Raw genomic sequence first — 19,566 nt, 5'->3', positions numbered from 1 at the left:
CCGCAACCCTCGCGATCAACGGCACTACGCAGACCTTCCCACCCCACGTCTCCGAGGACCTGACCCGCGTCCTCGAAGCCATCCGGACCGGAGAGCCCACGCACTAACGAAATGAGCCAAGTCAGGTCCCATCGGAGGATGCGATGCGCAGGCGCACCTCCTCCGTCCCCAGGGGCCACGCTCCCAGGACATTCCCGCTGAGAAGCAGATCACCTGCCTGGTCATCCAGGAACTCTGCACGAGTCGCCATGGCGCCCGAGCCCGACGCGAGCAGCGGTGCACGCGGACCCGTGAGAGCTCCGCACACGTCCGCCCACTGCCGGGTCACGGTGAGGTCGTCGAATCGCCGCGCCGTGCGCTGTGCAGCACGCCGCATCTCTCTGCGGTCGGCTTCGTCCATCGTCGCGATCCGTCGGATCGCCGCCGCCAGCGCTCGCACATCCCCCGCGGGCACCACCAGGCCATCGACACCATGGGCGATCACGTCACCGGGGCCGTACCGGACGTCATAGGCCACCGGGATGCATCCGGCCGCCATCGCTTCCACCAGCACCAGCGGAAGTCCTTCGTACTTGCTGCTCAGCACCAGGAAGGACGCCGACGCCAGCTGCGTCGACGCGGTCGGGTCGTAGCCCCTCAGCGCGATCCGGTCGCCTGCGCCCTCGGCCTCGATCATTGTCATGATCTTCTTCTCCGATGGCCCGGAGCCGAAGACGTCGACATGTGCTCGCACGTGTGGAGTCTCACGCTGAAGCTCTGCGAGCGCGCGGACGGTGTGGTCGATCCGCTTCTGGCCGCTCAATCGCGCGAGCATGATGCCGCGGCTCGGCTCGCGCGGCTCCTCCACGTCAGGCAGAGTCGCTGGGATCTCCCGTGAGTTCGGGACCACGAAGGTGCGGCCCCTGCGTGGAAAGGCCGCGGTGAAGTCATCCGCCTGCCGCTTCGTCAGGAACGCCAACCCGTCGAACTTCTCATGCTCGAAGATGATCGACGCGCGCGACTCGGTGAACGGCCCCTCGGTCGAAACCGCCTTCGGCGTCAGATGCGGGTTGTGGAACACCTGAACCGTGCGGACCTTCGGACGCCTGTAGTGGTGGAGGAACGAGCCCACGTACTTGGAGTCGCTGAGGATCACGGCAGACGCGTCCCCGACGACATGGTCGATCCAGGCGAAGTAGAGGTCCCGCACCCGGTTCCACCGACCGATCGGAGCACCCTCGTGATCGAGGATGACGAGACCCCTGCCCTCACGGCACTTCCGCTCGTCCCGGACGCTCACTGTTCCGTCCGGTCGCAGATGCTCGACGAGGCGCTTCTTGCCGTCCGTCCCCACCCAGATGCGCCTCTGTGCGTCCTCGGAACGCACATCCGCGCCGGTGTCCGTCGGGCCATGCGCCGGCAGCGGGCCGGCGGATCCTGCGAACGCCTTCAGCTCACGGTCGCCCATCCCCGCGATCTCAGACCAGCAGTTGCGCAGCTGCACCCCCGGACGCAGCTCGCCGCGCGCGATGAGCTGCCGCGTCGTGTGCTCCACGTCCAACGAAGCGTCGAATGTGAGGATCGGGACGTCTCTGCCCCCGAGGTCCGCGATCATCGCAGAACGGCGCAGCAGGACACTCGTCAATCCCCCGAAGTCCTCCGGGATCCCCCACGTCATCGCGATCACGCGCGTACGGGGGAACCGGACGAGGGGCTCCTTCGTCCTGCGAACCAGTCGTGTCAACGACTTCACGGGGTTCCCGACGATCAGCCGCCTCCTTCGTGTGCTCTCCTGCAGGACGCAAGGATATCGCACCGGGTCGCTGGAACCGTGGGTTAGGATCGTCCAGACCGCTCGGTCCGCAGACATACGATCCGGACGGCAGCATGCACCGATGTCGCGCAGAGGGAGAGCCCCGAGCCTATGGACACCGTCCTCATACGGGCGACCCCGTCACCGTTGGAGCGCGTCGATCCCAGTGACGTGTGGCGACTGAACGCCTACCACAACAACAGTGGGAACGTCGCTTTCCCGTTCGGCCTCTTCCGCCATCTCACGACGGAGTCGACCTCCGTCGAATCGGATTGGTACGGTGCGCGGCTGCCTGAACCGGAAGAGGTCAACGACAGGTACAGCATGTATGTCCTGCCGATGGCGAACGACTTCGGCGGTCATTTCACGAGCGAGATGGCACGCATGACCAGGTTCATCGAGCAGCTCACCATTCCCGTCGCCGTCGTGGGCATCGGCGGCGCGTTCGCGATCGACGATCCCTTCGATGCGCCCAAGCCCTTCGACGGCGTCGCGAAGGACTTCATCAACGCCGTCCTGGAGCGGTCGTCACTCATCGGTCTGCGGGGCGAGATCACGGGTCGCTACCTCGAATCACTGGGCTACACGGCGGAGCAGCACTTCCGGGTCATCGGTGACCCGACGCTGTACAACCTGGGTCCGACACTCCAGACCGGCCCTTCGAATACAGCTCCGATCTGAAGATCGCCTACAACATGACGCCCAAGGCGCCCCAGCAGGCGCTCGAATTCCTCCATCGACTGCCCGAATCCTTTGCGGATGCCACGTACATCCCGCAGGACTTCGGGGACTTCTCGAAGGTCTACTCGGGAATGGTCGACGTGAGCGCGAACTCCTTCCGCGACACCGTCGACAACTATCCCAACTCCCTGACCCATGCGCCCTTCCGCACCGGGAACCTGAGGTTCTACCTCAATGCACCGTCATGGATCGAGGACATGAAGTCATTCGACCTGTCGATCGGCACCCGGATCCACGGCAACGTCCTGCCGACGCACGCGGGCACCCCGTCGCTCACGCTGATGTACGGGTCCCGCCTGAAGGAGCTCGCCGACTACCACCACCTGCCGCGGGTTCTGGCCGCCGATGTCTCGCTGGACACCCGACTCGAGGAGCTGGTCGAGGGAGTCGACTTCCACGAGCCGGAGAAGCACCACGCGGAGAACTTCGAGCGCTACGTGAGCTTCCTCGACGAGAACTCGATCACGCACTCCTACAGGAGAGCCGACTCGGAGCTCGTCTTCGACCGGAGACTGCGTGCGATGGAGCCACAACCACCGATCACCCCGATCACGGCGCTGACCGACCTCGATGAGATCCGCGAGCGGATCACCCTCGGACACGACATCTCCCGTGAGAAGAACGTGAAGCAGAAGGACGCCATCCGTCGCCTGCGAGCAGAGATCAGCTCACTCAAGGACGAGAAGAAGGCACTCCGTGCAGAGCGCGACGCGGCGAAGAAGGATGCCACCGCCGCCAGGCGGCTGGCCGCCTCGCGCACGCCGCGCGGCCTTGCAGGCAGGGCGAAGAGGAAGATCCAGCGCACACTCCGTCGCGGCGAGCAGTAGGACTGCTCACACGACGGGCGGACGTCCGTTCATCGACATCGCGAGGAGTCCGCGACCGGAGAGCTTCCGGTGCGGTTCGTCCTCCGCCCACGGATCGTCGCGCCATCCTGCGCGCCACCCCTCGAACCAGGGCCGCAGCTGGTCCGACTTCGAACGCCAGCGCAGCATCTGCACCAGGGTCCACGACCCCACGTACGCCCAGCTGAAGGGGAAGGGCAGGTTGCGCCGAGCCAACCACACACGGTTGCGCGCATTCATGAAGACGTACTCGTCATGCCGCTTGGGGTCGATGACCGGATGGGCGACGGAGAGGTCGCCCATGTACCAGACCTGGTACCCCGCATCCCAGATGCGCCACGCCAGCTCGATTCCCTCATGCGCGTACCAGAACGGCGCCGGCCATCCGCCGCATTCGTCGAAGGCCCTGCGCTGCAGCGCGACGGCGCCCTCCCAGACGGAGAAGACGTTCGAGGAGTGCTCCGAGGACCCCTTCCGCAGGCGCGGGATCCACCGGGTCGGCGCGTCGTCCCGCTCAGGATCGACCACGCGAGGCTGCACCAGACCGATCCGCGGCTGAGTGCGCATGAGCTGCGCCATCCGCATGAGCGTCGTCTCATCGGGCAGCCATGCATCGTCGTCGAGGAAGAAGAGGAACTCACCACTCACGTGGGGAACACCCTCGTTGCGTCCCGCGGGAATGCCGAGGTTCTGGGGAAGAGCCAGGGAACGGACGCCGTCCGGCAGATCCGTGGGCTCCCATCCGTTGCCCACGCACAGGATGTCGAGGTCGACACCGCGCTGCGCGAGGAGCGAATCGAGTCCTCGACGCAGGTCGTCCGGGCGCTTCCCCATCGTGAGCACCACGACTCCGAACCCGTACCGCCGCGAGGTGGTCGGCACGAAGGCGGGCCCGGGCTGTGCACCCTCGACGGCCGGGTCAGCATCGTCACCGCCTGCTGCCCTCGCAGTGCGCTGGCGGGTCGCATCGCGGTCGGGCGCGCCGGGCGTGGTCGGCGGCACGAGTTCGAAGGTCTGCGAGCCGTCCGTGGAGCGCCCGACATCGAGGACGTGCGCATCCCGTCGCAGGTGGGCATGCCGGTCCCAGGCGTCCGGGGAGTCCGGCAGGTCGAACGGCCCGTCGTTCTGCGGGATCTGGTGCGCGCGGCCGGGGTCTGAGGTCAGTAGACGACGAGCACGACGCGGATCAGTCATCCGAGCCTCCTCGAAGCCATGATCGCCACGAAGTGCCCGGCGACCGAGACCGCGCAGAGGACTGCCAGACCGACGACGAGGACTCGATCCGCGGTGATGCCGATCGCAGGTGCGAGACCGATGACGGCCGCGACCACCGCAAGGAGCGACATCTCGACCGAGTGATACAGCCGATGGAAGGGCACGAAGCGTGCGGTGCGCTTGAGAGCGGCCACTGCTCCGCGCGGGATGTCCGTCGCGGCGGCGGTGTCGGGAAGCTTGTCGAGACCGTTGAACGCACGCGCCACGTGGACCATGTCGTTGAGCGCCTTGTTCAGCAGGACGCACCATCCCAGGGCGAGTCCGGCGACGACGAAGGGGTACGCCTGTCCAGGGTCCGTGCGAAGCAGCGACAGGTCGCCCACAGCGCGGAGGCCCAGGGCGATCGCGACAGCGCCCTCGGTGGTGTAATGCCCCACCTTGTCGAGGAACACACCCTTCGCACTGCTGGTGCCCCGCCACCGGGCGACCTCACCATCGCAGCAGTCGAAGTAGAGCTGGAGCTGAGAGAAGAAGAGGGCGAGGAGCGCCCCGACGATTCCGGGGATGAACAGGGCGGCGGCGATGCCCCATCCCGACAGGATCATGAGCGCCGTGACTCCATTGGCGGAGATGGGAGTCCTCACAAGCACCGCGGTGAGATAGATCGAGATGTGCCGCAGGTACAGCTCCGCAGTCCAGTGCTCAGCGTTCTTCCGCGCACGCACGTGGGGCGGCTGAGCGACTGCTCGAAGCTCCGCGAGAGTGGGCGAGGTCGTGCGCTGTCCTGTCGACATCACGCGTCCTCCTCTCCTGGAGCCGTGCGGCAGGGGGCCGCCGGGAAGGCTGAGTGTACCGGCAGTTCATCCGTCACGGACGAAGACGGACCTCCCGCTGATGCACTCAGGCGGGCACACTTCCCAGGTCGTTCTTGATCTGCGTGGTGGAGATCTCGGGGGTGCGCGGGAGGTAGATCACCTCGCACTGGTCCTTGAGGAAGTCGAACTCCCCAGTCCAGTCGTCCCCCATCACGAACGCGTCTATGTGGTACTTCTCCACATCGGTCGCCTTCTGCTCCCAGTTCTCCTCCGGGATCACGAGGTCGACGTAGCGGATCGCTTCGAGCATGTTCCTGCGGTCTTCGTAGTTGAAATACGACTTCTTGCCCTTGCCCGCGTTGAACTCATCGGTCGAGAGCGCGACCACGAGGTAATCGCCCTGCGCCTTGCAGCGCTGCAGGAGACGGATGTGCCCGTAGTGCAGCAGATCGAATGTGCCGTAGGTGATGACTCGGCGCATATGGATTCCTTCCTCGTAGCACACACCAGGTGACTTATAGATGTTACCGGTGCGCCACCAGGTGTTCATGTCAGGCTTTTCGCTCCGTTCTCAGACGAACAGCCCAGACTGCGGCGTCTTCGAACCGCGACTGCTGCCGACCGGGGGCCGTCGGGCCGAGGTAGTGCGAGGCGAGCTCGTCGGCCAGCGCGCGCGCTTCCGACGGGGCGGCGAGCGCGGAACGCAGGACCGCGCCCGCTCTCGCAGCATCGTGCGCCTCGAGCGACTGGGCACGGTCGAAGAGTCCACCGTCGATGACTTCTGCGCGCGGATCCGCGGGGCGCAGCATGAGGAGCGGGCGCCCCGTGGAGAGCCAGTCGAACGCGACCGATGACATCTCACACACCGCGGCATCCGCCACGTCCAGCTGCCACCCCACCCCGTCGGTGGTGTCCAGAAATCCTCCCGGAGTCGATGCGATCAGCTGCTCGCACTCCTGCTGAGCACGTCGTGCGAGCGGCGATACGACCCCGGTGCGGGGGTGCGGACGGAGGATCACCCGGAATCCTGCGTCGAACAGTGATGTGAGCAGGCTCAGACCCGACCGGGCGATGGTGCCGTAGGACATCTCCGGGGAGTCGCCCTCCCACGTCGGGGCGACGAAGACGACCGGGCCGCTCTCGCGGGCCGCCTGCGATCGGCTCCACGCGGTCGGCACAGGCCGCTGTTCATCGAGCTGCGGCCTGCCGATGTCCATCATGCGGGTCTCGGGCATACCGATGAGTGCATGTGAGATGCGGTCCCTCGCCGCCTGCCCCGCGGTGAAGACCCAGTCGTAGGCCTTGAGCTGATTGGAGATCATCGAGATCTTCTCGCTCTCTCCGTGACTCAGATGGATGTGAGCGGGACCGGAGAAGCGCAGTGCCTGGAAGTTCTTCATCGACTGATTCACATACAAGACGACGCGGAGCTCCGGTTGGGACATGAACTTCGCAAGCCCCTGCGACAGGCGGGAGAAGCGGACGGGCAGGTCTGTGAGTGCGCTGACCGTCAGTGCGTGGTCGGCAGACCGGCACAGGATCCCCAACGGATGCGGGACCCCGAACTCATCGCGCAGGCGCGCGTTCAGACCCTCGAGCGGACGCAGCCACTGCTCCAGCTGGTACGCGGAGTCCTCATCTCCCGCGAAGTGGACTCCGGCGATGAAGCGATCATCGGCTCGCGGCCGCATCGCATCCGGCACGCGGACCTCCTGCACACGTGCCGCCGTCACGCCTCGTGAATGCCGCATGATCCGCACACCGCGTTCAGTGAGCGAAGCCATCTGCGTCCGCAGGTTCCGTGTCGCGGCGGTCAGTCGCTGCTGGAATTCGGTCATCCACCGATTCTGCCTCACACACAGGGGGACCTCAGGGCCGGTTCCCCTCGTCGCTGGCATAGCGACGGCCGGTCGACGCCCGGCGCGGCCCGCCTTCCCCCGATTCCGTCTCGAGGCTGCACCGATGCTGCGAACTTTCGCACGTGCGCGCCTACTGTGAGGGATATGGACGACATCGTGGTCACTGTCAGGAGCTCGTGACGTGCGACGGGCCGAAGATCCCAGCCCAGACGATTCCGGCGATGGACTCGCAGCTCTGAAGCTCGGCAGGACCGGAGCCTTCTGGACGGCAGCCATCGTTCTGGCCCTGGTCCTCTGGTCCAGTGGTGCGCCCAGCGTGCTCTATCCCATCTACGCGCAGCAGTGGGATCTCAGTCCAGTGGTCGTCACCACCGTGTTCGCGACGTACCAGCTCGCACTGCTCGTCGTCCTGCCCATCTTCGGCAACCTGTCAGATCGGTTCGGACGCCGGCTCGTGATGATCGGGGGCGTGACGCTGCTGGCCGCCTCCGCGATCGTCTTCGCCGTCGCCCCTCATGTCAGCCTCCTCTTCCTGGGGCGTGCACTCCAGGGCGCCGGCTCCGGCCTGGCGATGGGCGCCGCGACGGCTTCACTCGTCGAGAACAACACCACTGCGAACCCCCGGTTCGCCAGCTCGCTGGCCACGATCGCAACGGCCGTGGGGCTCACCTTCGCCCTCGTCCTCAGTGGGCTGTTCGCGCAGTTCCTTCCCATGCCGCTGTTCTGGAGCTACATCGTTCTGCTGGCGCTGACCGTCGGCGCGATGTTCGCACTCGTGCTGACGCGTGACGACCGCCCGACCCTCACACAGCAGTGGCGGCCGCAGGCTCTGCGCCTCGCTCCGGGGCTTCGCCTGAGCTTCTCGATCGCCACGCTCTCCGTCTCACTCGCATACTGCGTCGGTGCGATCTTCCTGTCACTCGGCGCGCAGATGATCGAGCAGTTCTCCCAGACGTCCGACACGGCTGTGGCTGGACTGCTCCTCGGATGCTCGTCCGCGGCCATCGGTGTCACCGCACTGCTGCTGTCACGCGTCAGCCCGCACGCCGCAGTCTGGACCGGAACGCTCCTGACCGTCGCCAGCCTTGCTCTCATGGCCTCTGCCGCTGTCTTCGGATCGATCGCGCTCTTCCTGTGCTGGTGTGTGATGGGAGGCGTCGCATACTCGTTCGCATTCACCGGTGGCCTGGGGGTGATGAACCACGCTGCGCCGGTGCACACTCGCGGCGCATCGCTCTCGCTCCTGTACGTCGTCGCCTACGCGCTCCAGGCCGCCACAGTCATCGGCATCGGCGCAATCGCCACCGCAGGGACGCTTCGCACCGCTGTCGGCTCTGCGGCTGTCGCGCTCACAGCACTCTGCGCCGCGCTGCTGGTCCTCACCGCCGTCGATGCGCGCAGGGCTTCGCGCTCGTCCCCGCAGACGACCGCCTCTTCACCCGACACTGACATGCCTCAGCGTTAGAGTTGTTCTGCACCCACGCACCTCGCTGCGCGTTCGCGGCAGAAAGGCGGCTCCCATGGACTACCGCTACCTCGGCAACTCCGGCTTCAAGGTCTCCGAGATCACGTACGGCAACTGGCTGACCCACGGCTCGCAGGTGGAGAACGACATCGCCACGCAGTGCGTGCACGCAGCGCTCGAGGCAGGTGTCACGACCTTCGACACCGCTGACGTCTACGCGAACACGAAGGCGGAGCAGGTGTTGGGCGATGCGCTGCAGGGACAGCGTCGCGAGTCGCTGGAGATCCTCACGAAGGTCTACAACCCGACGGGACCCAAGGGACCGAACGACAGTGGACTGTCCCGTAAGCACATCATGGAGTCGATCAACGGCTCACTGCGCAGGCTCGGCACGGACTACGTCGACCTCTACCAGGCGCATCGCTTCGACTACGAGACGCCGCTCGAGGAGACGATGCAGGCGTTCGCGGACCTCGTCCGCCAGGGCAAGGCCCTCTACATCGGCGTCTCCGAATGGAGGGCGGACCAGATCCGCGCGGCTCACGCGCTGTCGAAGGAGATGGGCTTCCAGCTCATCTCGAACCAGCCGCAGTACAACATGCTGTGGCGCATCATCGAGGCCGAGGTCATCCCCGCCTCTCAGGAGCTGGGGGTCTCCCAGATCGTCTGGTCCCCCATCGCGCAGGGCGTGCTCACCGGCAAGTACAGGAAGGGCCAGCCGCTTCCGGCCGGCTCGCGCGCGACGGACGAGGCCGGCGGCGCCCGCGCCGTGCAGCGGTATCTCTCCGACGACTACCTCGACGCAGTCGCGCAGCTGGAACCCATCGCCGCGGATCTGGGTCTCACGATGGCGCAGCTGGCCATCGCCTGGGTCCTGTCCCATGAGAACGTGGCCTCCGCACTGGTAGGCGCCTCACGACCGGAGCAGATCGAGTCGAACGTCCAGGCCACCGGTGTGAAGCTCGACTCCGACGTGCTGAACCGCATCGACGAGGCGATCGGTCACCTCGCGGAGCGCGACCCGGCGAAGACGGTCTCCCCGGAGACCCGCCCCAGCTGATTGGAGACCCGCCCCAGCTGAATCCGGTGCCCGAGCAGCCGTGCACCGGATTCAGCGACTGCCCCCATGAAGCCGAGGTCTCCGTGCGACGACGACAACGCATCCTTCCGGACGTCCCGATCTTCCATCTGCTGTGGGAGATCCCCGAATCGTTCGGAGGAATGACGACCGTCGCGCTGCGACGCGCTTCGCTGCTTGCAGACGCCGACAAGCGCCGCCTTGACGTGCTCACGCTGTCTCCCGATCTCTCCCCGCGCCGCCGGCAGCGTGAGCTCTCTCGGGATGGTCTCATCAGCAGGCGTGTGCGGATCCGGAATCTCTGGGAGGAGCTGAGGCGCTCCAGCGACAGTGCACTCGCCCGGATGTCCGAGGGCTCGCCCGCCAGCAGTCACTCTGATCACGAGCGAACGCCCACGACCGGGCGCACGGACTATGTGCTCACCGGCGATGACGAGCGCGCGATCCAGGTGGCACGCTTCCGCTCCGATGGCACTCTGCTCCTCACCGACCGCCATGATGTGACACGACCGGGACAGCGAGGCGGCAGGCGCCTCACGCTGTACGCCAGCGGTGGCGAGGCCATCGGGCAGTGGAGCAGCGCAACCTCCTTCTACCACGCCTGGCTGCGATGCGTCATCGGGACTGAGCAGTCGGTGATCATCTGCGACTCTGCGTTCGTCGGTGGTCTCATGCATGCGTTCCGGAGTCCTCACGGGTCGCTGATCCAGGTGATCCACTCGCATCACCATGCCCCGGAGTCCAGCGACACGGAGTCCAGCGCTCTCGGCCCGCCGACGCCCGGGAATCTCGCCCCGGGGAAGCTGCCGATCCTCACGAACGCGGACAGATACGACCTGGTCGCGGTCCTCACTGAACGGCAGAAGCAGCACCTCCTCGACGAGGACATCGGGTCCGACAACCTCGTCGCGATCCCGAATCCGTTTCACGGCCGCGCAAGCACTGCGGCGAGGACGAGGCCCCGTGGACGCGGGATCGTCGCGTCACGACTCTCCGGCATCAAGCGCTTGGACCACGCGATCCGCGCTCTGGCATCGTCCACGTCCACCACGTCCACTCTGGACATCTACGGGGACGGGGAGGAACGGGACAGCCTTGCCGACTGCATCACCGACCTGGACCTCGACGGTCGAGTGCGTCTGCACGGACACGACCCGCATGCGCGCAGACATTTCGCACGCTCCTCCTTCAGTCTCCTCACCAGTCGCGCCGAAGGACAGTCGCTGACGATCGTGGAGAGCATGGCCAGCGGGTGCATTCCCCTTGCCTATGACATCGACTACGGACCTTCTGACATCATCACCGACGGAGTCGACGGATTCCTCGTTCCGGCAGGTCGCCCCGACGCCCTCGCCCGCGCCATCGACACGTTCCTCGCTCTGGATGAGCAGCAGGTCGCGCAGATGCGCAAAGCTGCCCTCGAGACGTCACAGAGGTTCTTGGCGGACACCATCGCCGCGAAGTGGGCGGACGCGCTCCATCGAGTGGTGAGCGCGTCCCCGGTGGAGGATCCCGCCGGGAACGCGAGGATCTCCGCCCACCTCGTCGACGTGAGCCCCGTCGATGAGCGCGTCATCTTCACTGTGCGGGTGGACGATCTGAGTCCGGGTGCCATGGCGTGGGCGAAGCTCGCGCTGGTCGAGCGACACGGGAGCGGGTACCTGCGCCTGCCGATGCAGGTGTCGTCGCAGGAGCACACCGTGCTGCTGCACGGGGAGCTGGCGATCGACCGACTCGTCGCGGGATCCTTCGGAGTGCTGGATGTCTTCCTCGATCTCCGGGTCGACGACGCACGGACGCGTACGCGGCTCGAGGCGGGAGACCGTCCGGAGCCTGCGCCCATCGGCGATCTGGAGGTGTACGCGACGAAGCACGGGAATGCGAGTATCCGCCGCGCCGGATGAGTCCGCTCCCCCGCGCGCGGCAGCGCGGGGATACCTCGCCCCTGAGCAACCGCGGCAGACGATCAGTCGCACGCCGGCGCGAGGTATCCCCGCACGGTCCTCCGCAGCTGCGCGAGCAGGTCCATCGACGTATCACCGTCCAGGACGCCCAGATACATCGCCCCGATGAGCGTCATGATCCACTGAGCGGCCTCCCGCGGCTCGAGTCCCGCATCCGCCTCCCCTGACTCGACAGCACGGACCAGAAGCTCTTCGACACCCGCCCGCTCCTCGTCGTCGACCTGCTCGAGGATCGTGCGCACCTCCTCGTCGCGCCGCGCCTGCATCATCGCCTCGAGGACCAGCTGCGACACCAGCGGATGAACGGTCGCCGGGGCGGCGAGATGCTCGACGAACGCCAGCAGCGCCTCGAGCGGAGCCTCGCGCCGTCGCAGCTCCCCCAGCACCTCGCCGGTCTCCTGCCGATCCGCAGTGAGCACCGCGATGAACAGCGCCTTCTTGCCGGAGAAGTAGTGATAGAGCCGGCCGGGGCTCATGCCGATCGCGTCGCAGATCATGGCCGTCGTCGTGCGCTCGAAGCCGTTCTCCGCGAAGAGCAGCGCCGCCGCATCCATGATCTGCTGCCGGCTGGCAGCGTGCTTGGCCGGGTCGACTGTCCTTGCCACTCACCCTCCACAATTCACAGACTGATCACTCGGTTATATGCTGGAGTCTCGCACACCAGCCGAAAGTCCTCCATCCCAGCGCCGTGTCGGACCCGTTCGACCCGCCTCACGTCAGCGTCTCAGGAGCCCTCGATGAGCGCATCAGCAACCACGATCACACTGGACCGCCGCCTCACACCCGTCTTCACAGGACTGGGAGCAGCTGCCGGTCTCGCCCTGGCCTTCCTCGCCGGGCCCGTCACCGCCTGGCTGCTCGATCGCATAGATTCCGCTCCGGTCTTCCTGCGCATCGTCGACGAGGTCCCGCTCGTCGTGGCGCTCCCGGCGCTGACCGTGATCGGCGCGCTCGCAGGCTGGTTCGTGTTCGCGATCTGGGAGGGTGAAGTCGGCTCAGTGACCCTCGACGCGGACGGCGTGCTCATCACGAAGGAGAAGTCATCGGCTCGCTTCATGACGGACGAGATCGCAGAGGCCTTCCTCGACGGCGAGGAGCTGGTGCTCGTCGATGATGCCACCCGGGAACTCTCCCGCACCGCATCGGGCAATGGGCTGGAACCGCGCCTTCGCACGGCCTTCGAAGCCCACGGCATCACGTGGCGGGGCAGGGAGGACCCTCGCCAAGACGAATTCCAGCCGTGGATCGATCGCGGCGCGGAGCTCGATGCAGAGGACCACGCGCTCCTGCGCGCCCGTCAGCGAGCGCTGACCGACAAGCGCGCAGGAGAGGCCGCGGCCCTGCGTGATCAGCTGCGCGATCGCGACATCGTCGTCCGCGACCGGGATGACTCTCAGCAGGTCAGACGGATCATCACCTGAGAACCTGCTGCCCTCACCCCTGTGCGAACCTCGCCGCGATGAACTGGGCGCCCTCCGTCAGTGTGAAGTTCGCTTCGTCCAACAGCCTGCCGAAGTGCAGGTAGGAGTGCAGCACGCCCGGCACCTCCCGCACATCCGGGGTGTGCCCCGCCCGCCGCAGCATCTGGGCGAACGCCGCTGTGTCGTCCGCCAGCGGATCCAGCTCCGCTGAGCGCATGAACACCGGCGGCAGCCCGCTCAGGTCCGAGCGCAGCGTCTGCACGTACGAACTGTCGGCATCCGCCGGATCTGCGTACAGCGCCTCTTGGAAGCCGGACAGGTCGTCCATCTTCATGCCGTCCCACCAGCCGCCCCACAGTCGACGCGCTGCGGAATCCTTCAGCCCGAAGCCGCCGTAGATCAGCACCAGGGCCTGCAGCCGCGCGAAGACGTCCGGAGCCTCGTCCCGCAGCAGCAGTGCGGCCCCGATCGACAGGCCCGATCCTGCGGAGTCCCCCGCGAAGGCCAGCCGGCTGCCGTCCAGCCCCAATTCCTCGCCGTGCTCCGCCACATGAGCGGTCACCCCGGCGCATTCGCGCAGCGCCTGCGGGAACTTCACCTCCGGCGACAGCGAGTAGTCCACAGCGACGACCGCGGCCCCACTGTGATGGGCGATCATCCGGTGGATGCGGTCATGCGTGTCCAGATCACCCAGCGTGAAGCCGCCGCCGTGGAAGAACAGGATCGCGGGGACCTTGCCGGACCCAGCCGCACTCCCCGACCCAGATGCACTGCCAGCAGCGTCCACGGTCACCGGCAGGTGGATCCGCACGGGCACATCGATGCCTGCTGCGTGGATCTGCAGCTCCCGTGTCGATGCCATCGTCGGCCCACCCTCGTTCCAGAAGGCGCGCTCCGCGCGATACTCCGCCCGAGACGCCTCGGTCGGGTCCTCCGGCAGGGTCACCTCCGCCCGCCTCCGGGCCTCATCCTCGAACTGGTGCTCCAGGACGTCCCGCATCTGCGGAGTGAGCCGCTCCAGCAGATATGCAGGCAGGTCCTCGAGGCGCGACTGCGCCGGCGTCGAATCGTCGTTCACAGAATCTCCTTCCACAGAATCTCCTTTCACAGAGTCGTGTCACACAGAGCTGCCGCTCACAGCTGCGGGATGTCCGACAGCAGTGACTTCGTGTATTCGTGGGAGGGGTTCTCCAGCACGTCCTCCACAGTTCCACGGTCCACGATCACGCCCTTGTTCAGCACGTTGATATGGCCGGACACGTGCCTGGCCAGCGTGATGTTGTGGGTGACGAAGAGGATCGCCAGCCCGCGCTCCTCCCGCAGCGTGTTCAGCAGCGACACGATCGACGCCTGGACGGACACGTCCAGCGCACTCGTGATCTCATCGCACACCAGCACGCGGGGCGCGTTCACCAGGGCACGGGCGATCGCCGCACGCTGCCGCTCACCGCCGGACAGATCGCCGGGCCTGCGGTCGTAGAAGGACCGCCCCAGACGCACTGCGTCCAGCGCCTCTTCCACCGCTTTCTTGTGCTCGCTGCGGGGAAGTCTCTTGCTCATCTCCAGCGGAACGGTGAGCGACTCCCCGATCGTGCGTCGCGGGTTGAGCGACGAGAACGGCGACTGGAAGACGTACTGGATCTCCTGGCGGTGGTCGACCGTGCGCTTGCGCGTCGACTTCGCCAGCTCCTCGCCCCGGTACCTCACGGAGCCCGTGTACCCGTCCACCAAGCCGGTGATGCAGCGCGACAGCGTCGTCTTGCCCGAACCTGACTCGCCCAGGATCATCGTGGACTCCCCCGGCTCCAGCGTCATGTCGATGCTGCTGAGCACGACGTTGTCGCCGAACTTCATCGCGAGGTCGCTCACCTGCAGCAGATAGGGTTCTGCCGATGCCGTCGCCGAGGCCGCGGCTGAGTCACCGGGTTGGGTCACCTGCGGTTCGCTCACCTGCGGCTCGGTCACCTCGGCAGCGCGCTCCGCGCCCCCGGGGAGGTCCTTGCGGCCGGCCAGATCCGGCACTGCCGCGAGCAGGCGCTTCGTGTAGTCGTGCTCCGGCCGGTGCAGCACCTTCTCCGCCGGGCCCTCCTCCACGAGCTCACCGCGCAGCATGACCGCGACCCTGTCCGCCAGCTCCGCGACGACGGCGAGGTCGTGCGTGATGTAGAGGCTTGCGACATCGTGCCTGCGGGTCATGTCCCGGATGGTGTCCAGGACGTGCGCCTGTGTGGAGACGTCCAGGCCCGTCGTGGGCTCATCCAGGATGAGGACGTCCGGGAACATCGCGAATGCCATCGCGATGCCGATGCGCTGCTGCTGGCCACCGGACAGCTGATGGGGCCAGCGGCGCTGGTACTCGTCCGTCCCCGGCAGCCCCACGTCCTCGAGCACTTCCTTCACCCGCGCGCTGCGCTCGGCGGAGGACTTCCCGAATGCGTGGACATCCAGGACCTCCCTGATCTGCTCCCCCACCCGGATGGCGGGGTTGAGAGACAGCGCGGGGTCCTGCGGGATGTAGGCGACGCGTGAGCCTCGCAGGTCGCGGGTCTGCTCCGCACTGAGTGAGTCGAGGTAGAACGGATCCCCCTCACGCGGGAACAGTTCGATTCCTCCAGCCGTGTGCTGGAGCCCTGTGCGATAGTGCCCCATGCAGGCGAGGCCCGCAGTGGTCTTGCCGGAGCCGGACTCCCCCACCAGCCCCAGGATCTGGCCTCGGTACAGGTCCAGCGAGATCCCCAGCAGGATCTCGTTGCCGCCCACGGCCGATACTCGCAGGTCATCCATCCGTAGGACGGTCGAGCGGCCCTCGACCGTGTCTGCGGCGGTCGTCATCGCGGTGCTCATGATTTCTCCACATTCGTCGAGGCCGTGGCGCGTGCGATCGCGTCGGCCAGCAGGTTCGTGCCGATCGTGAGGATCGCGATTGCCACGACCGGCAGGATCACGCCCCATGGCTGGATGCTCAGTGCGATGCGGTTCTCGTTGATCATGAGGCCCCAGTCCGCCGTGGGCGGCTGCATGCCCAGCCCCAGGAAGGACAGGGAGGCGATCGAGCCGATCGAGTACGTGAGCCTCAGGCCGGCTTCGACGCTCAGCGGCCCCATGATGTTGGGGACGATCTCACGGAAGATGATCCGTGCGCGCGGCACCGCGTACATCTCTGCGGCCCTGATGTAGTCCTCGTTGATGACGTTGAGTGTGGCCGCACGCGACACGCGTGCGATGCGGGGTGCGTGCGTGATGCCGATGACCATGATGAGGACCCAGCCCTGCGGTCCCAGCACCACGATCGCGAGCATCGCGAAGACCAGCTGCGGAATGGCCAGCAGCACGTCGTTGCAGCGCATGATGACCGCGTCGACGGTGCCGCCGGCGTACGCGGCCGTCATGCCGAAGGCCGCCCCGACGATGAGGCCGACCGCAGTCGCCGCCACGGAGTAGGTCACCAGCAGGGCGCCGCCCGCCAGGAACCGCGAGGCGACGGAGCGCCCCAGGTCATCCGTGCCGAAGAGGCCGGTCGGCTGGAAGGGACGGTCGGCGAAGGCCGTTGGCGAATATCCCGTGAGGACGGGTGCCAGCAGCGGCCCCAGGAACGCCAGCACGACGATGACAGCCGTGAGGATGACGCCGATCCGGCCCTCCGACTGCGCCCAGACCCGCTGGACGATGGTGGTGCGCTTCGACGCGGACTGCTTGAGATCCGCCGCCTGGTCCTCACGGTGCATGCCGGACGGATCGACCACGGTGTTCTCACTCATGACGCGCTCCTCAGCTTCGGGTTGGACATGATGCCGACGATGTCCGCCAGCAGGTTGACCACGACATAGACGACGGCCACGATCATCGACACGGCCTGCACGACCTGCACGTCACGGAAGGTGACGGCGTCGATGAGCGCCTGTCCGATGCCGGGGTAGCGGAACAGGAACTCGACGACCACGACGCCGCCGGCCAGCCAGGCCAGCTGGATGGCGATCACCTGGGCGACGGGGCCCACGGCGTGCGGCACCGCGTGGCGCATGATGACCTGTCGTTCCGGGACGCCCTTGAGCCGCGCCATCTCGACGTAGCCGGAGTCCAGGACGTCGATCATCGTCGCGCGCATCATGCGTGCGATGTACGGGGCGACGACGAGCGCCAGGGTGATCGTCGGCAGGATCAGCTGCGATGGGAACATCCACACCTGCTGGCCCGGAGGCGACATGGTCACCGCGGGCAGGATCGGGAAGATGGTCGTCGCGAAGAGCGTCACGAGCACGATGCCGATGACGAACTCGGGCAGCGCCGCCAGGGTGAGGCTCACCCAGGTCACCGCCTTGTCGCGGCGCTTGCCGCGGTGCAGGGCGGAGAAGATGCCGAAGCCCAGGCCCAGCGGGATCGAGATGACCGCGGCCAGGACCATGAGCACGAGGCTCGCCACGATCCGGTCGGAGAGCAGCTCACTGACGGGACCGCCGAATGCGGTGGACATGCCGAAGTCACCTGTGAACAGTCCGCCCAGCCACAGGAAGTAGCGCACGATGGCCGGCTCGTCGAGGTTGAGCTGCTCCTGCAGTGCGGCCACACGCTCCGGTGTGGCCTGCTGGCCGAGGATCGCGCGGGCGGGATCACCCGGCAGCAGCAGTGTCGCGAAGAACACCAGCACGGACACTGCCAGGAGGATGAACAGGGACAGGACGAGTCTGCGGAGGATCAGCTTCGCCATCATGAGATCTCACCCATCCAGTTGCGTCGGAACGTGTATCCGGACAGCGGCAGACCCGTCGCGTTCTCGACGAACCCGCCCACATAGCTCTGGTAGGCGTCGGCCTGATTGCCGAACCCCCAGATGATGTAGCCGCCCTCTTCGTACAGCTTGTGCTGCGCCTGGCGGATGAGCTCACCGCGCAGCCGCGGGTTGGTCTCCGACCGGGCACGGTAGAACGTGTCCGCGAAGTCCTCATCCGTGTACTGCGTCTCGTTCGTGCTCGATTCCTCGAGTGCGCACGATGTGGCCTGCGGGATGAAGTTGCGTGTGTACCAGAAGCTCTGGGCGAAGTCCCACGACAGGTAGTTCTCGCCGAAGAAGGTGGTGGTGTCGACGCGGCGGATGTCGACGGTGATGCCCGCGAGCTTCGCCTGCTCCGCGTACACCTGCGCCGCCTCGACGGCACCGGCCTGGATGGGCGCGGTCACCAGTTCGACCGTGAGGCCGTCGGGGTAGCCGGCGTCCGCGAGCAGCCGCTTCGCCTCGTCGATGTCCTGCGTGCGCTGCGGCAGGTCGGAGGGGTAGTCCGGGTCCAGCGGGGAGAACATGTCGTTGCCCAGCCGTCCGTGGCCGGAGAAGACCTGTTCGAGCATCTCCTCGCGGTCCACCACCAGGCGCATCGCCTGTCGCACGCGCACGTCGTCGAACGGCGCCTTGTCCACACGCATGGAGAAGGGCAGCCACATGCCGGTCTCAGAATTGAGGATGCGCATCCGCTCATCCGATTCGATGACGTCGACCAGCGAGAGGGGGATCTGGCCCACGCAGTCCACCTGGCTGGACAGGAGCGCGTTGATGACCGCGTCCGTGTCGTTGAAGTTCAGCAGGTGGACTTCGTCCAGATAGGGGCCCTCGTCCCAGTAGTCGTGGTTCGCCTCGAGCACGGCGGACTGCCCGGGCTCGAACGACTTGAGCTTGAAGGGCCCGGAGCCGATCGGATTCTCCGGGTCGTAGCCGCGCGGCACGATCCCCATGGCGTACTGGCCGAGCGCGTCGTCCAGAGCACTGTTGGCCTCGTTCAGGCGGAACTCGACGGTGTAGTCGTCGGTGGCGACGACCTCGTCGAGCATGGCCAGACCGGCCGCGCCGGACTTCGGGTCGTCCGGGTCGGTGATCCGCTCGAACGTGAAGACGACGTCGTCAGCGGTGAGCGGCTTCCCGTCGTGGAAGGTCACGCCTTCGCGGATCTTCGCGGTCCAGACGGTGCCGTCGTCGTTCGTCTCGAACGTCTCCGCCAGCCTGTGCTGCAGCTCGAACTCATCGCCGCGGATGAGCAGGGTGTCGTAGATGTTGATCACGCGCGCGGAGTCCCCGGAGTTCACCGGGATGTGCGCATCGACCGTGTCCGCGGACGAACCGCCGGACAGTCCGACTCGCAGTGCGCCGCCGCGCTGCGGCCCACCGCTCATGTCCACCTGGGCGGCGGGGCCGGGCCCGCACGCGGCGAGCAGCCCGACCGAGCCGACCCCGATGGCCCCTCCCAATATCCCTCTGCGGGTGAGCGCCTGCTCCACCCGTCTCAGTCCGGTTCCCGTTCTCATCGTGCCTTCCCTCTTCCTCACGTCGCCGGCTCAGCGAATCGCTCTCCGGCACACACCCAGCGGACACGGTCCGGGGACCGTCC

The 19,566-nt window shown here is 66.8% G+C and carries 17 protein-coding genes; 6 read left to right on the top strand and 11 right to left on the bottom strand.

Annotated features, from left to right (window positions below; genetic code table 11):
- Positions 1 to 121: 121 nt before the first annotated feature.
- Positions 122 to 1,723, bottom strand: a complete 1,602-nt coding sequence (locus BJEO58_RS13990) for a glycosyltransferase (protein WP_180951973.1) — start codon at positions 1,721 to 1,723, stop codon at positions 122 to 124.
- A gap of 180 nt (positions 1,724 to 1,903) precedes the next feature.
- On the opposite strand from BJEO58_RS13990, the gene BJEO58_RS13985 reads away from it, so the two are divergent.
- Both BJEO58_RS13985 and BJEO58_RS13980 read left to right on the top strand, forming a co-directional pair.
- Positions 1,904 to 2,473 (top strand): polysaccharide pyruvyl transferase family protein, encoded by a 570-nt coding sequence (locus BJEO58_RS13985; RefSeq protein ID WP_101590076.1) that lies wholly within the window; start codon positions 1,904 to 1,906, stop codon positions 2,471 to 2,473.
- 14 nt (positions 2,474 to 2,487) lie between these two features.
- Positions 2,488 to 3,360: a glycosyltransferase family protein gene (locus BJEO58_RS13980; protein WP_101590075.1), complete on the top strand. Its 873-nt coding sequence runs from the start codon at positions 2,488 to 2,490 to the stop codon at positions 3,358 to 3,360.
- A 6-nt stretch (positions 3,361 to 3,366) separates the two neighbouring features.
- Here the strand turns inward: BJEO58_RS13980 and BJEO58_RS13975 are convergent, their stop codons facing one another.
- The 4 genes from BJEO58_RS13975 to BJEO58_RS13960 all read right to left on the bottom strand — a co-directional run bounded on the left by BJEO58_RS13975 (position 3,367) and on the right by BJEO58_RS13960 (position 7,246).
- Positions 3,367 to 4,572, bottom strand: a complete 1,206-nt coding sequence (locus tag BJEO58_RS13975; protein WP_308297874.1) for a glycosyltransferase family 2 protein — start codon at positions 4,570 to 4,572, stop codon at positions 3,367 to 3,369.
- A complete protein-coding gene (locus BJEO58_RS13970; RefSeq protein WP_101590074.1) occupies positions 4,569 to 5,387 on the bottom strand; it encodes a CDP-alcohol phosphatidyltransferase family protein in 819 nt (272 codons plus the stop codon). Before BJEO58_RS13970 ends, BJEO58_RS13975 begins: the two co-directional genes overlap by 4 nt.
- Before the next feature lie 106 nt (positions 5,388 to 5,493).
- Positions 5,494 to 5,889 carry a glycerol-3-phosphate cytidylyltransferase gene (gene tagD, locus BJEO58_RS13965; RefSeq protein WP_101590073.1) on the bottom strand — a complete coding sequence of 132 codons (396 nt, stop codon included), beginning with the start codon at positions 5,887 to 5,889 and terminating at the stop codon, positions 5,494 to 5,496.
- A gap of 70 nt (positions 5,890 to 5,959) precedes the next feature.
- The gene (locus BJEO58_RS13960) at positions 5,960 to 7,246 is read right to left on the bottom strand and encodes a CDP-glycerol glycerophosphotransferase family protein (protein WP_101590072.1); all 1,287 of its coding nucleotides are present in this window, start codon (positions 7,244 to 7,246) and stop codon (positions 5,960 to 5,962) included.
- Positions 7,247 to 7,448: 202 nt separating this feature from the next.
- On the opposite strand from BJEO58_RS13960, the gene BJEO58_RS13955 reads away from it, so the two are divergent.
- The 3 genes from BJEO58_RS13955 (at position 7,449) to BJEO58_RS13945 (ending at position 11,714) form a co-directional block, all read left to right on the top strand.
- Positions 7,449 to 8,732 carry an MFS transporter gene (locus BJEO58_RS13955; protein WP_246076143.1) on the top strand — a complete coding sequence of 428 codons (1,284 nt, stop codon included), beginning with the start codon at positions 7,449 to 7,451 and terminating at the stop codon, positions 8,730 to 8,732.
- Positions 8,733 to 8,787: 55 nt separating this feature from the next.
- Complete coding sequence (locus BJEO58_RS13950) at positions 8,788 to 9,792, top strand: aldo/keto reductase family protein (RefSeq protein ID WP_101590071.1); 1,005 nt, start codon at positions 8,788 to 8,790, stop codon at positions 9,790 to 9,792.
- 83 nt (positions 9,793 to 9,875) lie between these two features.
- Positions 9,876 to 11,714 (top strand): glycosyltransferase, encoded by a 1,839-nt coding sequence (locus tag BJEO58_RS13945; RefSeq protein WP_145997562.1) that lies wholly within the window; start codon positions 9,876 to 9,878, stop codon positions 11,712 to 11,714.
- 62 nt (positions 11,715 to 11,776) lie between these two features.
- On the opposite strand, the gene BJEO58_RS13940 is transcribed toward BJEO58_RS13945, so the two are convergent.
- Positions 11,777 to 12,379 carry a TetR/AcrR family transcriptional regulator gene (locus BJEO58_RS13940; RefSeq protein WP_101590069.1) on the bottom strand — a complete coding sequence of 201 codons (603 nt, stop codon included), beginning with the start codon at positions 12,377 to 12,379 and terminating at the stop codon, positions 11,777 to 11,779.
- Between the two features lie 132 nt (positions 12,380 to 12,511).
- Here BJEO58_RS13940 and BJEO58_RS13935 point away from each other — a divergent pair, with 132 nt between their 5' ends.
- Positions 12,512 to 13,195: a YqeB family protein gene (locus BJEO58_RS13935; protein WP_101590068.1), complete on the top strand. Its 684-nt coding sequence runs from the start codon at positions 12,512 to 12,514 to the stop codon at positions 13,193 to 13,195.
- 13 nt (positions 13,196 to 13,208) lie between these two features.
- On the opposite strand, the gene BJEO58_RS13930 is transcribed toward BJEO58_RS13935, so the two are convergent.
- The 5 genes from BJEO58_RS13930 to BJEO58_RS13910 are packed head-to-tail and all read right to left on the bottom strand — an operon-like array spanning position 13,209 to position 19,483.
- Positions 13,209 to 14,273 carry an alpha/beta hydrolase fold domain-containing protein gene (locus BJEO58_RS13930; RefSeq protein WP_246076142.1) on the bottom strand — a complete coding sequence of 355 codons (1,065 nt, stop codon included), beginning with the start codon at positions 14,271 to 14,273 and terminating at the stop codon, positions 13,209 to 13,211.
- A 56-nt stretch (positions 14,274 to 14,329) separates the two neighbouring features.
- Positions 14,330 to 16,039 (bottom strand): ABC transporter ATP-binding protein, encoded by a 1,710-nt coding sequence (locus BJEO58_RS13925; protein ID WP_101590067.1) that lies wholly within the window; start codon positions 16,037 to 16,039, stop codon positions 14,330 to 14,332.
- Positions 16,036 to 16,953 carry an ABC transporter permease gene (locus BJEO58_RS13920; protein WP_246076141.1) on the bottom strand — a complete coding sequence of 306 codons (918 nt, stop codon included), beginning with the start codon at positions 16,951 to 16,953 and terminating at the stop codon, positions 16,036 to 16,038. Before BJEO58_RS13920 ends, BJEO58_RS13925 begins: the two co-directional genes overlap by 4 nt.
- The gene (locus tag BJEO58_RS13915; RefSeq protein ID WP_101590066.1) at positions 16,950 to 17,900 is read right to left on the bottom strand and encodes an ABC transporter permease; all 951 of its coding nucleotides are present in this window, start codon (positions 17,898 to 17,900) and stop codon (positions 16,950 to 16,952) included. Before BJEO58_RS13915 ends, BJEO58_RS13920 begins: the two co-directional genes overlap by 4 nt.
- The gene (locus tag BJEO58_RS13910) at positions 17,900 to 19,483 is read right to left on the bottom strand and encodes an ABC transporter substrate-binding protein (RefSeq protein ID WP_101590065.1); all 1,584 of its coding nucleotides are present in this window, start codon (positions 19,481 to 19,483) and stop codon (positions 17,900 to 17,902) included. Before BJEO58_RS13910 ends, BJEO58_RS13915 begins: the two co-directional genes overlap by 1 nt.
- Between the last annotated feature and the right edge of the window lie 83 nt (positions 19,484 to 19,566).

It is taken from the genome of Brevibacterium jeotgali, from assembly GCF_900169175.1.
Lineage (GTDB): Bacteria > Actinomycetota > Actinomycetes > Actinomycetales > Brevibacteriaceae > Brevibacterium > Brevibacterium jeotgali.
This window is presented reverse-complemented; position numbering and strand designations above follow the sequence as displayed.

Excerpts from the sequence above, each read along its gene's own strand:
- BJEO58_RS13985 (WP_101590076.1), top strand. The coding sequence starts at position 1,904 with ATGGACACCGTCCTCATACGGGCGACCCCGTCACCGTTGGAGCGCGTC.
- BJEO58_RS13980 (WP_101590075.1), top strand. The coding sequence starts at position 2,488 with ATGACGCCCAAGGCGCCCCAGCAGGCGCTCGAATTCCTCCATCGACTG.
- BJEO58_RS13975 (WP_308297874.1), bottom strand. The coding sequence starts at position 4,572 with ATGACTGATCCGCGTCGTGCTCGTCGTCTACTGACCTCAGACCCCGGC.
- BJEO58_RS13970 (WP_101590074.1), bottom strand. The coding sequence starts at position 5,387 with ATGTCGACAGGACAGCGCACGACCTCGCCCACTCTCGCGGAGCTTCGA.
- tagD (WP_101590073.1), bottom strand. The coding sequence starts at position 5,889 with ATGCGCCGAGTCATCACCTACGGCACATTCGATCTGCTGCACTACGGG.
- BJEO58_RS13960 (WP_101590072.1), bottom strand. The coding sequence starts at position 7,246 with ATGACCGAATTCCAGCAGCGACTGACCGCCGCGACACGGAACCTGCGG.
- BJEO58_RS13950 (WP_101590071.1), top strand. The coding sequence starts at position 8,788 with ATGGACTACCGCTACCTCGGCAACTCCGGCTTCAAGGTCTCCGAGATC.
- BJEO58_RS13935 (WP_101590068.1), top strand. The coding sequence starts at position 12,512 with ATGAGCGCATCAGCAACCACGATCACACTGGACCGCCGCCTCACACCC.
- BJEO58_RS13925 (WP_101590067.1), bottom strand. The coding sequence starts at position 16,039 with ATGAGCACCGCGATGACGACCGCCGCAGACACGGTCGAGGGCCGCTCG.
- BJEO58_RS13920 (WP_246076141.1), bottom strand. The coding sequence starts at position 16,953 with ATGAGTGAGAACACCGTGGTCGATCCGTCCGGCATGCACCGTGAGGAC.
- BJEO58_RS13915 (WP_101590066.1), bottom strand. The coding sequence starts at position 17,900 with ATGGCGAAGCTGATCCTCCGCAGACTCGTCCTGTCCCTGTTCATCCTC.
- BJEO58_RS13910 (WP_101590065.1), bottom strand. The coding sequence starts at position 19,483 with ATGAGAACGGGAACCGGACTGAGACGGGTGGAGCAGGCGCTCACCCGC.